This window comes from Bartonella sp. CM120XJJH (assembly GCF_042194715.1).
Classification (GTDB): Bacteria; Pseudomonadota; Alphaproteobacteria; order Rhizobiales; family Rhizobiaceae; genus Bartonella.
This window is the reverse complement of the sequence record NZ_JBHINE010000013.1, coordinates 1-15,593: the sequence shown is the minus strand read 5'-3', so window position 1 is coordinate 15,593 and position 15,593 is coordinate 1. Positions and strand designations below refer to the sequence as shown.

General features: G+C 37.9%; 9 protein-coding genes, 2 pseudogenes and 1 riboswitch. Of the genes and pseudogenes, 4 read left to right on the top strand and 7 right to left on the bottom strand.

The genetic code is table 11. From position 1 onward, the window contains the following. Positions 1-332 precede the first annotated feature (332 nt). Entirely contained in the window at positions 333-1,334 is a 1,002-nt protein-coding gene (locus tag ACFIKU_RS06375; protein ID WP_375657001.1) for a bifunctional riboflavin kinase/FAD synthetase, read from the bottom strand. Next, complete coding sequence (locus ACFIKU_RS06370; protein ID WP_375657000.1) at positions 1,334-2,179, bottom strand: TIGR01459 family HAD-type hydrolase; 846 nt, start codon at positions 2,177-2,179, stop codon at positions 1,334-1,336. The genes ACFIKU_RS06375 and ACFIKU_RS06370 overlap by 1 nt, the downstream gene beginning before the upstream one ends. 1,234 nt (positions 2,180-3,413) lie before the next feature. Here ACFIKU_RS06370 and ACFIKU_RS06365 point away from each other — a divergent pair. Both ACFIKU_RS06365 and ACFIKU_RS06360 read left to right on the top strand, forming a co-directional pair. Beyond that, a pseudogene (locus tag ACFIKU_RS06365) lies at positions 3,414-3,766 on the top strand (helix-turn-helix domain-containing protein). Positions 3,767-4,467: 701 nt separating this feature from the next. Further along, positions 4,468-5,587 (top strand): annotated as a pseudogene (locus tag ACFIKU_RS06360) (tyrosine-type recombinase/integrase); the annotation flags it as partial. Between the two features lie 87 nt (positions 5,588-5,674). Here ACFIKU_RS06360 and gcvP read toward each other — a convergent pair. The 3 genes from gcvP to gcvT are packed head-to-tail and all read right to left on the bottom strand — an operon-like array spanning position 5,675 to position 9,963. Beyond that, complete coding sequence (gene gcvP, locus ACFIKU_RS06355) at positions 5,675-8,470, bottom strand: aminomethyl-transferring glycine dehydrogenase (RefSeq protein ID WP_375657013.1); 2,796 nt, start codon at positions 8,468-8,470, stop codon at positions 5,675-5,677. A gap of 5 nt (positions 8,471-8,475) precedes the next feature. Further along, a complete protein-coding gene (gene gcvH, locus ACFIKU_RS06350; protein ID WP_273723568.1) occupies positions 8,476-8,844 on the bottom strand; it encodes a glycine cleavage system protein GcvH in 369 nt (122 codons plus the stop codon). A 6-nt stretch (positions 8,845-8,850) separates the two neighbouring features. Beyond that, positions 8,851-9,963 carry a glycine cleavage system aminomethyltransferase GcvT gene (gcvT, locus tag ACFIKU_RS06345; protein WP_375656999.1) on the bottom strand — a complete coding sequence of 371 codons (1,113 nt, stop codon included), beginning with the start codon at positions 9,961-9,963 and terminating at the stop codon, positions 8,851-8,853. Between the two features lie 136 nt (positions 9,964-10,099). Continuing rightward, positions 10,100-10,197: riboswitch (glycine riboswitch) on the bottom strand. Positions 10,198-10,643: 446 nt separating this feature from the next. Between gcvT and ACFIKU_RS06340 the strand changes: the two genes are divergently transcribed. Both ACFIKU_RS06340 and ACFIKU_RS06335 read left to right on the top strand, forming a co-directional pair. Next, positions 10,644-11,306: an LON peptidase substrate-binding domain-containing protein gene (locus tag ACFIKU_RS06340; protein WP_330167957.1), complete on the top strand. Its 663-nt coding sequence runs from the start codon at positions 10,644-10,646 to the stop codon at positions 11,304-11,306. 14 nt (positions 11,307-11,320) lie between these two features. Continuing rightward, positions 11,321-11,527, top strand: a complete 207-nt coding sequence (locus ACFIKU_RS06335; protein WP_375642225.1) for a Trm112 family protein — start codon at positions 11,321-11,323, stop codon at positions 11,525-11,527. Positions 11,528-14,146: 2,619 nt separating this feature from the next. Here the strand turns inward: ACFIKU_RS06335 and ACFIKU_RS06330 are convergent. Both ACFIKU_RS06330 and ACFIKU_RS06325 read right to left on the bottom strand, forming a co-directional pair. Beyond that, entirely contained in the window at positions 14,147-14,926 is a 780-nt protein-coding gene (locus ACFIKU_RS06330) for a hypothetical protein (RefSeq protein WP_375656998.1), read from the bottom strand. A gap of 94 nt (positions 14,927-15,020) precedes the next feature. Next, positions 15,021-15,593, bottom strand: a 573-nt coding sequence (locus ACFIKU_RS06325) for a hypothetical protein (RefSeq protein WP_375656997.1), incomplete at its 5' end; no start/stop codon positions are given.

The window sequence follows — 15,593 nt, the reverse complement described above, 5'->3', positions numbered from 1 at the left end:
CTATAAGCTTAAAATCGCAAGAAATTTTAAAAACAGTCTTTCTCCCTCTTCACGTCTATTATTACCAAATAGGCTGGGGATTATTCTTTACTGCATCTTTTATGATGAGTTTTAACGGATCAGAAAGAAACAAGCAGTAAACTTTTGAATGACAATAAAAGCCATAAAATGAATTTTGAAAAAGATAATGCCAAAATCAGATCTTCAGATATTCGATTCTCCCTCTCAACAACGGAAAAAACATATACTCCATGATATTTTTGAATATATCTTTGTGATTATAATCACTTTAAGTGCTATTTTTATGGCTCTTCTCTCTTTTTCAGATAAGTTTAGGGCATATTTTTAAAAGTAAGCAGCCTATCCAACTTTGATAATGGTTGTACTGTCTTTAAAATTTCTTTTGCCTTTTTTTCATCACGGTGCATTTGCGTAATCAAAGGTTCAAGCCCATCAAATTTTTCTTGTCCTCGCAAAAACTGGAAAAAAGAAACGGTACAGCTTTCCCCATAAAGGTCGTCGTTAAAGTCAAACAAATAGGTTTCCAAAAGTGGCGCACCATCTTTAACAACCGTTGGACGACAACCAAAGCTTGCAACACCATCATACAAAACACCGTTCGCACGACGCAAACGTACCGCATAAACACCATGAGCCAAACGAACTTGGGGAGGCAACATTTGATTAGCGGTAGGAAACCCCAAAAGACGTCCAAGTTTTTCCCCTTGGATAATATTGGCGCGTATCCGATAGTGATACCCTAACAAATGGGCTGCTTTGTCCACTTCCCCTTGTGAGAGAAGTTGCCGAATAAAACTCGAGGAAATGATCAAAGGTTGTGAATCTTGAAGACGAGAAACGCAAGGAACTTGCACAACCTCAAATCCATATTTCTTTCCCCTTTGGCAAAGAAGATGTACATTTCCGCTTTTCTGATGACCAAATTGAAAATTTTCCCCTGTCACCACAACTGAAACATCAAAAACTTCCTTTAAAATCGATTTGATAAATTCATCCGCTGAAAGAGTGGCAAACTGTGCATCAAAGGGCTGTTCAATCACGCCATTAAAGCCAAGGATTTTAAAAATTTCAGCTTTTTCAGCTGCCTCTGTCAAACGATAGACAGGAGCTGAACGTTGAAAAAAACTTCTTGGATGTGGTTCAAAAGTTAAAACAACTGCTGATTTCTTTTTTATCCGCGCGAAATCAAGCGCTTTTTGCAACACCGCCTGATGTCCGCAATGAACACCATCAAAATTTCCAAGTGCCAACACTGCTCCCCGCCAAGCCGATGGAAACATATGAGTTCCCTGAAGACGCAAAAAATTAGTCATTACTGAAGTGCCCACATGATTGCTTGTGGTTTATAACCATGATGTTCAAGAAAAGAATGCAAAGCTTGCTTATCCACCACACCATTTTGCGTATAATCATGATGATGAATCCCCCCCATAATATAAAGGGCATCAAGACCAAAATGAGCTGCCCCCTTAATATCCGTCAAAAGACCATCACCAATGGCTAAAACTTGACTTTTTTCCACAATTCCACGAATTTTTTGAAGTTTTTCAAAGGCACACTCATAAATAGGCGCGTGAGGTTTTCCAGCAATGCGAACCTCCCCCCCTAATTGTTGATAAAGACGCGCCAATGCACCAGCGCACCAAAATTCTTTATTGCCATAATGGACAATCACATCAGGATTAGCACAAATAAAAGGTAAATTCCGCGCCCGCATGCGAAGAAACATTTCCTCATAAGCAGAGGGTTCTTCGTCAAAATCTTCAAGAAAACCACTACAGACGACAACAGAAGCCTCCCATTCTTCAACAAATTCACATTCTAACCCTTCAAACAGCACCAAATCACGTTGTGAACCAATAAAAAAAACTTTACGCGGAGCAGTCCGAATGAGATCGCGCGTTACATCCCCTGAAGTGATAATAGCATCATAATAGTCGCTGTGAACATTCATGCTTTGTAATTGAGCAGCAACATCTTCCCGTAACCGAGGAGAATTGGTCAATAAAATAACACTTTTTCCCATTTGTCGAATTTTATATAATGCTTTCAACGCTGGTTCAAATGCATGTACACCGTTATGCACAACCCCCCACACATCACAAAAAACAGCATCATAATGCGCTATAATAGTCTCAATATGGGTAACTTCATTCATGGTGCACCTATCTCTTTTGTCATTTAAAGCTGTCTTTTACTTCAAAATTACTTACCGAAAGATAATACTTGTGTCATCTGCTTTCTCAAGCCATATCCCAACTTTGCATCGCTTATAGCAAGCATACAAAATGATAAAATAAATAAGTTATCATTAAGTGTGCAAAATTCTAAAACGCTTTATATCAAAAGCTTATCATTCCACAATGCTCATTTTTCTCATAAAAACTTTAATCCTAACAATAACTGCGTTGATCCAGTTTCTTATCTAAAACACGCACATTCTTAACAACGAACAAAAAACTCCTTAAAAAACGCTTCCTTAAGTATAGAATTATTGATTTATAATAATATTTATTATTCACACCTAATGAGAAAGCCCAATATATTTTCTCATTTCAGATCTGTTTATATTGAATCAATCAAAACTATTCGCTTGCACATAACAAGCGAACCTGAGCGTATAGATAAAAATACGTAAAGAGAGAAAAAGTAGCTCTTATGCTCCCTTTCAAAGGCAAAAACTGTCGTAATATTTTGAACTGACAAAGAGTATGTGCCGTCCACGCATCTTTTTTCAGTAAAGATAGAAATATAGCTTTTATCTCCTTCATAGAGGCTTTTACGTTATACGCTTTACGAAACGCCATTCGTGAAATAGGCGCTAACATTGAGAAATATCTTCTTAAAACAAACATGTGAATATAAAACAACCAAATCTATTCTGTTTTGATTTTATTTTGCATGAGGGATCTTTACTCATAAAAACTTTCCCCTATCATCATGATATCTCAGACGCATCTAAAAAATCACTTTGATTATTGGTTAAGAACAGCACCGTAAACGGTGCCTTGAGCTTAAAAACCAAGGTTTACCTTCGTGAAAGGCATATCTGATGTCATCAGTTTAGTCAGCAAGCCTTAAAAAGTTGAAAGGCAAACAACCTCTCATTAAAAAAATCTATCCGTCTCAAGAAAAACTATTTTTATTGCCAATTTCCTAAAATTACTTTACACATTAAAAAATGTATTGGTCGTATACGCAACGACCAATAGGGCCTTGAAAACCCGAAACCCTAGCGTAAAAATAAACCCACTATGTGGGTATCCCGGAATTCCGGGAGATTTTGCTATGTCCAGGTGCTCTCAGCACTAAAAGCAAAATGCTGACTAGGGTTCAGTGTTTTCAAGCTCCCGGAATACCAATGCGAGGGCGCTCGCAACCGGAGGGGAAAAATGCAAACTCCAAATCTTAATATTGATCTTTTTGTAGGCAAAAAAATTCGCTTTAGGCGAAAAATGCTAAAAATGTCTCAAAAAACATTAGGGCATCATTTAGGTGTCACTTTCCAACAAATCCAGAAATATGAAAAAGGCTTAAACCGTGTGAGCGCAGGACGTTTAAAGGAAATTTCCGATATATTGGAGGTCCCACTTGCCTTTTTTACGCTGATATCATCAAAAAAGAACATACCCCGTACCATCATGATGAAATCGCATCGAGCAAAGAGGAATATTTGCTTTTAAAAAGTTTTAGAATTCTTACACCTGTCAAACAGAAAGCAATTTTAAACTTAATTTGTGATTAGAATTAAAACGCTTTAAAAGCATGGGGTATAAGGTTCTACACGCTTTGTTTTTGGCTTCCTTCCCACACATCAAAAGATATAAATCCCTCTTCAAACTGGTTGATAAACAATCCCACTTCTCAAGAACAGCTCATTCTCGGCTTCCCCTTCCATACGGCTCCTTTCACAAAATTATACGAGCAAGTCCTCTCTTGAATATTCACTAAACTCTCTCATCAAAACACCCCATGCATAAAGTTTTTGTGCCTTATATCACCACGCCTCAAGCGATGATGTTTTTACAGCACAACAGAATAAGAGCATTCACACGGATTTAAGGCCCCCCTTCTCCACTGTTGACGCTCCATTTATTTTAATGATGAGCATTTAATATACCTGCTATAAAGACTTGGTGTCTGTTATAAATTCTTAAAGGCATGTTTTTCCTCTAAAACCTCAATGCTACACCAACTCCATCATAAGACAACACATTGGATTTATAAAGAGTGTTCATTGTTTTACTTGTTAAATGAGAATCCAGAATATCATAAGATTCTTTCATTTCAGACCTGTTCTAGGTTGAATCAACCAAAACCATATCCCCCAAACCATGTCTCTTGCAAGTTACAAGCGGAAAGAGCCCTTGTGGATAAAAAACTATTAAGAAAGGATTAAAAATGCTTCTAATGAACCATCTCAAGTGCCAAGGACTGTAATAACACCTACGAGCTAGCAAATATAATGATGCTGCCATCTTACTCCTTTATGAAGCGTAAAGATAGTGGTGCTCAATGGATTTACCATTATACAATTCACGGACACCATCGTGAAATGGGCTTTGGTGCATTGCGAAATGTTTCTTAAAAAAAGCCCGTGAATTAGCAAATCAATGGCGTTCTGTTTTGCATGAGGGTCGTGCCCCCATTTAAAGAACGCAACAAACAAAAGTGTTAGGCAATACGTAATCTCCATTATTTGAAAGATATTACTTTAGATGCTTTTGAAAGTCGTAAAGCTGAACTTAAGAATAATGGTAAATGGTTTCTACCCTTAAAACTTCATATTCTCCCCAAATTAGGTTGTTTGCCCGTTTCAGAGATTACGTCAACAAAAGTATATGCAATCCCCTCGCCCTCATCTGGCATACAAAAGCTGGAACTACTCATAAAGCTCTTTTTTTTCTCAATCTCTAACTCAAAACATGCGGCTGCATAGGATTGGATGTTGATTTACAAGCAACAGAAAAAGCACGCACGCTCTTAGGAACATAACGCCATAAAACCACTAATAGACCAGCTATGGATTGAAAAGATGTGCCGGATTTTTATAAAACACTTTGTCAAAAAACAACAATGACACATTTGGCTTTGCGTTTGCTTATCCTTACAAGGGTTTGCACACGTCCCTTATGTTATATTCATAAAGATCAAGTTGAGGGTGATATATGGACTATTCCTGCCGAAAATATGAAAGGAATGCGTGATGCTACAACAGAGTTTCGCGTGCCCTTATCATCTGAAGCATTAAAAGTAATTGAACAAGCCCGTTATCTCTCCAAAAATGATTTTATCCTTTCTGCAACCAATCGTAGTCACCTTAGTGAGAGTAGTATGTCACAATACATGCAACAGACTGGACCCTATCCCCGTAGGTTTCACTCTCGTTTACGTGAATTAGCTGGCAGACCGGCGCGCCTAGTCACTAAAACCATGTCATACGGTAGAAGGCAAAGGAGAACATGCCTATTGCCTACAGAACACAGCTTTTTGTCGACTTTTCCGATTGTTCTCATGTTATAAAAAAAGATGCAAAATTTTAGAAAATAGACAAATAACGCCATAATAACATGATCAATAGGTAAAAAACCCACACAAAATGTGTGGGCTTTTTTGTTTATGTAAATAAACAAAGTAAATACATATTTGTTATTTAATAGGTATTTCCCAATGGCGGACACGAACAAATGAGCATTCTGTCTCCCGCAACATTATCAATACGTGATACAGGAGGCCAATATTTATTGGCTGGATCAAGAGAATTGTTGGGAAAAGCAGCTTCTTGTCGCGAATAGGGTCGTGCCCAAGCATCATCTAAAGTATCTGCCACTGTATGAGGAGCATTCACCAATGGATTATTGTCTTTTGGCCAAACCCCACGACCAACTTTCTTTGCTTCTTCAGCAATAGAGAGTAAAGCATCACAGAAACGATCAATTTCTGCTTTTGGTTCTGATTCCGTTGGCTCAATCATCAAAGTTCCCGGAACAGGGAAAGACATCGTAGGCGCATGGAATCCATAATCAATGAGACGTTTTGCAATATCATCAACACTCACCCCATACTGCTCTTTCAACACACGTGTATCCACAATACATTCATGAGCAACACGTCCATGCTTGCCCCGATAAAGAATGGAATAGGCGGGTGAAAGACGTGCAGCAATATAATTAGCATTTAAAATGGCTATTTGTGTTGCATATTTTAAACCATCAGCTCCCATCATTCGAATATACATCCATGTAATCGCAAGAATAGACGCACTTCCATAAGGAGCTGCCGAAACAGCATGGGTTGTCCCATCCTGTTCATGTCCTGGTAAGAATGGTCTGAGATGCGCTGCAACACCAATTGGTCCCATACCAGGACCACCACCACCATGGGGAATGGCAAATGTTTTATGAAGGTTCATATGACAAACATCAGCGCCAATATCTGCAGGACGAGCAAGCCCCACAAGTGCATTGAGATTAGCGCCATCAAAATAAACTTGTCCGCCATTTTCATGAATAATAGAACAAATTTCCTTAATGCTTTCCTCATAAACACCATGTGTTGAAGGATAAGTAATCATGAGAGCAGCCAATTTATCCTTATGCAATTGCGCTTTCATTTTGAGATCGTCTACATCAACATCGCCATCGCTTAAACATTTTATCACAACGACTTCCATACCTGCCATATGAGCCGAAGCTGGATTGGTACCATGCGCAGATGCAGGAATAAGACAAACTGTACGTTGATGTTCTCCCCGTGATTGGTAATATCGTCGGATAGCCAAAAGCCCCGCATATTCACCTTGAGCACCAGAATTTGGCTGAAAAGAAACTTGCGCAAATCCTGTAATTTCGCACAACCACGCATTTAACTGATCGATCATCTCCACATAACCCGCTGCATCCTCTTGTGAAACAAAAGGGTGTATATTGGCCATGCTAGCCCAACTCACAGGCATCAATTCAGCCGCCGCATTAAGCTTCATTGTACAAGAACCAAGAGGAATCATTGCACGATCCAGCGCCAAATCCTTATCTGCCAAGCGACGCAAAAAGCGCATCATATCTGTCTCTGAATGAACCGCATGAAAAAAGGGCTGGGAAAGAAAAGCAGCATCCCGCTTTTTGCCAAAGAGCTGTGGAGAAACCTGATCGCCTAATTGTGCCCCAAAAAGCTGCGCTAAAGCACAAGCATCTTCTTCTGTCGATAATTCATCAAAATTAATGGCGATGGTGTCATCATCGAGAACACGAATAAGGCGCCCACCTATTTTGGCTTGATGCGCAATCTCTTCCGCTTTTCCCTTCACAACAATGCTTACACAATCAAAAAAAGATTCTCCTTCACAAAAAACACCTGCAGCCTTTAAACCAGCAACAAAACGACATGTTAAATGATGAATTCGCTGCGCAATTTCTTGTAAACCTTTTGGCCCATGCCAAACAGCATAAGCAGTTGCCATATTAGCCAACAAAGCCTGAGCTGTACAAATATTTGACGTCGCTTTATCGCGCCGAATATGTTGTTCACGTGTTTGCAAAGCTAAACGAAAACCAACACGCCCTCTCGTATCCATGGATTGACCAACAATACGCCCTGGAATAAGACGCGTTAACGCATCACTCACTGCAAGGTAACCAGCATGTGGACCACCAAATCCCATCGGAACACCGTAACGCTGCATAGAGCCAACAACGATATCTGCCCCCCATTGAGCAGGTGGCTCCTGAAGGGTAAGCGCTAAAGGATCAGCCACAACGATAACTAAAGCTCCTTTTTCCTTTGCCTCTTTTATGATCTCACTGTAATCATGAAAAGAACCTTTTGTATCTGGCCAAGATAAAACAATTGCCGCTGTATCAGAAGCAATTTCGCCATTTTGGCTAATCTGAATCCCTTGTGTTTCAGCACGCGTTTGCGCAACACTTAAAGTCTGAGGATGTAAAAGACTCTGAACAGAAATCTTCGTCTTTTTCTCACGGGAAAAACGAAAAGCGAGGGCATTGGCTTCAGCTAAAGCAGTTGCTTCATCAAGAAGGGAAGCAGCCGCAACCGGTAAACCTGTGAGTTCACTCACCAATGTCTGAAAATAAAACAAAAGTTCTAAACGACCCTGGCTAATTTCTGCTTGATAAGGCGTATAAGCAGTATACCAAGCAGGATTTTCAAACAGATTTCGTAAAATAACTGGAGGCACATAAGTTCCATGATATCCTTGCCCAATAAAACTTTTGTGCACACAATTACGCTCCATCATCTTGGAGAGTTCTTCCAAGGCTTGTCCTTCACTAGCAGCCTTTGGCAAATTAAGTGAACGTCCCAAATGGATAGAGTGTGGAACAGCTTGAGAAATGAGTGTATCAACACAATCAAGCTCTAAAACATCAAGCATTTTTTGTGTTTCATCAGGTCGCAGCCCAATATGTCGAGAAGAGAAAGAATGCTCGATCATGATACTCATCCAATCAAAGCCTTATAAGCATCTTTATCCAACAACCCTTCCAGTTGTGTCTCATCCTGCAATGTCATTTTCCATAACCAGCCTTCTGTTTCGGCTTTCTGATTTACCAATTCAGGATTATCAGCCAATGCTTCATTGATTTCGACCACTTCACCATCAAGAGGAGCATAAACATCTGAAGCGGCTTTCACCGATTCCACAACAGCAGCTGCCTCTCCTTTGGAGAGTTTTGTCCCACTTTGTGGTAAATCAACAAAAACCAAATCTCCTAATTGCTCTTGCGCATAATGCGTAACCCCAACAGTCACCACTTTTCCTTCAACGCTAAGCCATTCATGGTCTTGTGTAAAATAAGTTTTAGACATAAAAAATCATCCTTTAAAATAACGTTGTTCAACAAAGGGAAGTGAATGAACTGATAATGCAATCTTTTTACCTCGCAGTTCTGTAAAGACTTGTGTCCCTTCAACTTTACAATCAACAGGAACATAACCCATCGCGACAGGACCATCAAAAGAAGGACCAAAACCACCTGATGTTACAACTCCAATCTCATTACCTTGATCATCCAGAAGCACCGCACCAGCACGAATAGGTTGGCGCGTTTGCGGTTTTAATCCGACACGACAACGAGCAGGTCCTTTTTGCAGCGCTTCAAGAAAAGCCTTCGCGCCATAAAATTGTGCTTTTTCTCGAACACTTTTAGGAACAGCCCATGTTAGAGCCGCATCAATAGGTGTCGTATCAGGGGTAATATCATTTCCATGCAAACACAACCCTGCTTCTAACCGCAAGCTATCGCGTGCTGCAAGTCCAATCCACTCAACACGAGAATCACTCAGCAATTTTTCAGCCAACATATGCGCATGCCCTATAGGCAAAGCAATTTCAAAACCATCCTCTCCCGTATAACCAGAACGCGTTATAAACCAATCTTGTTGTGGTTCGAATCCTTGCATAAAGAACAATTCATTCCCTGGTAAATCGGCATCAGCAAGAACAGCGGCCGCTTCAGGACCTTGAAGAGCAAGCAATACCCTTTCAAGAGCAATCACTTGACATTCAAAATCAACCGCACGCTTTTCCAATTCTACAAAATCAGCCTGTGCATTACCGGCATTGGCGACCAACATAAAACGGCCCTCTTCCAAACGAGTAATGATAAGATCATCAAGAATACCAGCCTGCTCATTAAGCAAGTAATTATACCGTGAGTGCCCAATCTTTAAAGCTGCTGCATCAATGGGAAAAGCGTAGGACAAAAATTCCACGGCTTGTGCCCCTTCAACGGCAATCAATTTCATATGAGAAATATCAAAAAGTCCTGCATGTGCACGCGTATGAAGATGCTCTTTCAAAACGCCAAGAGGATAAGTTAAAGGCATGTTCCACCCCGCAAAAGCACCAAATTTTGCTCCTGCTTTTTCATGCAAATCATATAAAGGAAGTGTTTTTAAAAAAGATGTTTCTTGTGCTGTGCCCATAATAACTCCAAAGCTGCGCTAACGCCCACAGAATATGGCCGTCTCTGCCCCCTCTGTCATCAACCTGAGAGACTCGCGAAAAGATTTTTCGCTTACACCTTCGGCGCGGGCTCTCCCGACTTTCCAGATCTGCCTTCTTCCTTTTACGGTCCTTAAAGCCTGAGAGATTATGGGCTATTTCCCCTTCGGCGGCAATGCGAAAATTCGCAATCTGCACTCTCCCGCAAAAGAATGAAAGAAACGATAACGCTCTTTCCAGCATATTTAAACCTATAGCCTATCTTTATCACACTGTCATTAGTAAAGTGATGAAAATGTTCTCATTTTAAAACTTGCATAAACTGCTTCAAAAGATTTATAATAGTAACCTTTTGAACCTTACAAAAATTGCAAGGAACACATTTTAGGAAATTTAAGACAAAAATCAAAAGCTATAAACAAAAATACCTCTTGAAAATCATGCAAAACGTCACACACTAAAAAGACCGCAAAGCAATATTCTTTCGCGCGCAGTTCAATCTTAAAGATAGGGTTTCATATTCTTTTTTAGAATTAGGACTTCAAGTATTTTATAAGTATGATTTTAATGCACAAGAAGTGGGTTTTCTGCTTTCTCAATAGTGTCATAAATTGCAACTATTTACAGACTAAAGCTACCGAACAAAGGTGACAAAATACTCATGAAAGCTGGTAATATCTCTTACAATTGCGAAAATGATCTTCCAAAGCAAATTGCCCTTTTCCCTTTAGAAGGTGCACTCTTACTACCCGGTGGTTTTTTATCACTCAACATTTTTGAACCAGAATCACTTGAAATGATTGAAAACGTTATGGTAACTGATCGTCTATTGGGCATTATTCAACCACTTTCATCGAATACAGACCGCTTCTCTACACAACTTTATAAAACAGGCTGTATAGGGCGCATTACAAACTACAGTGAAACAGGAAATGGACAACTGTTCATTATCTTACAAGGTGTTTGCCGCTTCACCTTAGAACAAGAATTGACAAACACAAAATCCTATCGAACAGCTCTCATCCAATCAAACATAAAAGACTTGCAAGAATTTGATATTGAAGAAAGCATTAACCGCGAAAACTTACTCGACGTTGTAGAAAAATATCTAACCATACATGAAATGGAATATAATTGGAGTAGTATTATAGAAGCCCCCACACCTATATTGGTTAATGCTTTTTCCGCTCTTATCCCCTTTACACCAGCAGAAAAACAAGCTCTCCTTGAAGCTCCAGATATCGAAAGCCGTGCCCAAACTCTTCTTGCATTAACAGAACGCTCACTCATGAAACAAACAGGCACAGATTACCGCTTAAACTAATGAACGGTCCCAACATGAAAAAAATGACCACAGATCCCAAAATGCTCGAATTGCTCGTCTGCCCAATAACGAAAGGCACACTCTCTTATAACCGAGAAACACAAGAGCTCATTTCTCTCAAAGCCAAACTTGCCTATCCTATTCGTGATGGCGTCCCCATTATGCTTGCCTCAGAAGCGCGCCCTTTGCAAAACAATGAAAACGTAGCGTATAAAAAATAAAAAATCCTCATGCAATCCCCCTCTACAAGCCCACTGTTATCAAGCCTCTATCAATATGATATCTCAATATTTACGATTTCTGAAAAAAGAGTTTTACAATATAGCAATACACCGATTTAAAAGATATTTATATCGCTTTACACCTTGTAATAAAAGCCAAAAATACCATCAAATTCTCTCATCCCAGCCTGTTCATACTGAAGCAATCAAAACCATTCGCTTGCACAATACAAGCATCTGAATAAAAACAATTAAAAAAGGATCTTATGAACTCCTTAAAAGCAAGGGGTATAATAACATTTTGAACCAACTCAGGTAAATGAAATTTATTATATTAAATATAAAGATTTTTATATTTCATGGACTTTAAATTTATACTATTTACGAGCAACATGTTTGAGATACCCCGATTGAGATGAATAAAAACGATAAGCTGTATCATCTTCTGTATACCATATAGAAGACAAGAATCTTTATCTGTTTTCGTAATCTTTGAAACGGGAAAACAGCCTAATTTGAGGGAGAAAACATAAAATCGTAAAGGAAAAAATCAACCCATTACCTTGCCATCACCCTTTAATTCAGCTTTACAATTTTTAACAGTATCTAAAGAATCTCAAGTAATATTTTTATGTATAATATACGCATTGATTACGTGAAAACTTGAAAAAACAAAAAAAACACTGTTGTAATTTCAATTGACGATTAAAAGTAATTGCCTTATGAATAAGACTTGTGTTTTTGGTCGTATACGCGACGATCAAATAGGGTCTGGAAGCCCGAAAAACTCAAACTAGAAATAAAACCGCTTTTGCGGATATCCCGGAATTTCCGGGGGCTCTTGTTATGTCCAAGTGCTCTCAGCACTAAAAGCAAGAGGCTGTTTTGAGTCAGCACTTCCAGACCCCAGAAACGCTTATTCCATAAAAATATAATAAATTCAGTGTGTTATATGCAATTATTTTATATGGATCCACTTAAGAATCCACACTTTTATGCATGATCCATTTGACCCTTTTTTATATAAGATTACCATGTATGAATAGACCATAAAAAGCAAATCATGATGTAAATATTATAACGCATGTGTGTATTCAAATGAAATGAAAAACAGTTATCATTCATAACAGTTCATAAATTTTATGATACGTTTTTATCACTTAAAAATCGCATTGTTTTAAATTTAGTTGTTTGGAATTTTCAATAACATACGTTTAAAGATCACATCTTGTTTTAAAGATTGGTTTGTTTAATCGTATAAAGACAAAATATTATTGTTTCCCAAAATTGGGAAGCAAAAAATCTATATTTATTATAGCAATATCTTATCATCTATTAGAGGATAATCGTTTGAAATTGTCATAAGCTTATAGGTTTAATTTATAAAGATTGCATAAAAGGATTTAAAGACAAGATCGCTTTTAAAACCACGGTATTTTTTTACCGGAGTAAGGAAATAAACAGATATGAAATTCAAAAAGTTATATCTTATGAAATCAAAAGCCTTTTAATGACATAATGCAAGAAAGAAAAAAACGTTTTAAAAGTTATCGTTTAAAAATACGAAGCCAAATGAGGTCAATCCAAATTTGGATTGAGAGATTTTAGTCACCTCAAATTTGAGGGCACCTATTGAGACAATAGATAAGCAAATAAACTTCAAAACCATTGTAACATCATAAGGCATGGGATTTTACTAAATTTTGGAGTCAAAAGCGATATTGTTTAAAGAATGCCTCTATTTAAAGGATAATGCCCCCAAAATTGGGGTGGTTGATTTTGCCAGCCCAAAAATGGACCGGCTAATTTATAAAGAAGTTACGTTTGAGTGCAAAGAGAAAAGGCATTTATGAGAAGCTTTCTAAATGCACGTTTAAACGTTTGAAACTGATGCTTTATAAGCTTATTATTCTTTCCATTTACTTAAGAACATTTTCTCTTTTGAGTAAACCTAGGCTATAGATTTCACAGCAGAGCAAAATTTTGAAAACCTTACATTTTATAAAAGCGGTTGTTTATTGTCTTATGAGAGATTGTTTTAAAAACCAATGTTCATAAATGTAAAAGAACGTTTTTAAAAAGACATTTGTTTAATAAGCATTTTCTTTTGATTGGATTGATAAAGCTACAAAGCGTTTTGATTTGTTTGATTTTAGACAAAGCGTTCTTTTAATTCATTCAGCTCAATTTTGAGCTTAATATTTTGAAACGTTTTTAAAAGAAGCGTCATGATCATGTGCTTTGTTTTAAATGAATCTCTTTAAAGAAAAGGGCGTTATTCTTAATACGTTTGAAGCCATATGAGAGTTTATAGGTTCTAAATTCACTCTCTTATTCAAATGAGTGATTAAGGATCATACGCATCGTTTACGTTTCTTTTGATAAGTTTTTATATCTCTCATAGAGTGCTTGCAATATGATACGTTTTGTATATATGCATTCATTACTCCATGTGGATGATTCATTTTAATCATTAGAATAGACATTTGAAAGCCGCGTCATATCAATTGGCACGGCTTTCTTTTTTTAAACTCTCTCTTTTATGATATGTTTATTAGCAATGCATTTTATATGCGTTTATAGCCATTAAAGAATGCACGCCCCCCCCATGCTTGTCATTTATTTGTCTGTATCCGTAATTTTGATAATATTATCATTTTCATAAATCTCACATTTTTTAGGAACGACACTTACTTTACTTTGACTGTTTAATTTTGCATTGCCATAGGCTTTACCCCAGACCTTGGCATGATATGAAACCTTGGCATTGCCATAAACAGAGCCATAAATCTCAGCATAGCCACTTACAATAACATTGCCATAAACCTTGCCATAAATTTTAGCATGACCTTTGACAATAGCATGGTTATAAATCTTGGCATGGCTGTAAACACAGACAGAGCCAGAAACCTGAGCATGCCCATAAACCCTTGCATAATTATAAACCCAAGCATTATAAGAAATATGCGCATTATCATAAACATGGGCTTCTGTATAAATACGAGCGCTTCCACTCACATGGGCATTGCCATAAACATAGCCAGATATACGTGCATTACTATAGACACAAGCATTGTCATAAACTTTAGCATATTGAGAGATAAAAGCCTTTCCATAGACCTCAGCATTGCCATAGACATGACCACAGACCTGAGAAAAATGGCGTATTTTTGCATTTTCATAAATACGGGCATAGCCATAAACCCATGCATTATCATAGACCCAGCAATTGCCATTATGAGAGAGGTTGCTTTCCTTTTCAATAAAGCCGCCTAGATCGCCAGCTTTGATATCATCAAAATCTTTTAAAGCACGAATGCGATAAAGAGTTGTAATCTGTTTAGTAATCCTATCTTTAATTTGTTTAATTTCACTAGTTAATTCATATTTTTTGCACATAAAGATACCCTCACAATCTAATGTGATAAACGTTTGATAAAATTTGGAATGGGAAATTTGAAAGAGGGGCACCCCCGCACCGCCCGCATCTTATTTACGCAGCGTCTTTTATGGTGTGATCACAAATTTTGATATGACCATTCAATTTTTTGGTATCTATATATGAATTGCCAAAAACACTCACTTTATCGCAAATGTATGTATAGCCTGTAATTTTTGCATTTTCATAAATACAAGCCTCATCACAAACCACAGCAAAAAACCAAACTTGAGCATTGTCATAAATTCTTGCATTGCCATAAGCTTGCGCATATCCAGTTAATAAAGCATTATCATAGATTTTAGCATGACCTTTTATAACAGCCCTGTCAGATACTTCAGCATGATTCAAAACGCAGGCATGATCGTAAACATAAGTTCTTCCAAAAACCAAGGCATGATCAGCAACCCTTGCATTGTCATAAATTCTTGCACCATCAAAAACTTTAGCATTGCCTTCAATTTTTGCATTATCGAAAACATAAGCTTCATTTAAGACTTTAGCATTATCAGAAACATGGGCATTATTATAAACACAAGCCTTATCATAGACCCAGCAATTGCCATCATGAGAGAGGTTATCTTCCTTTTCAATAAAGCCCCCTAAAGTACCTGCTTTAACATCAGC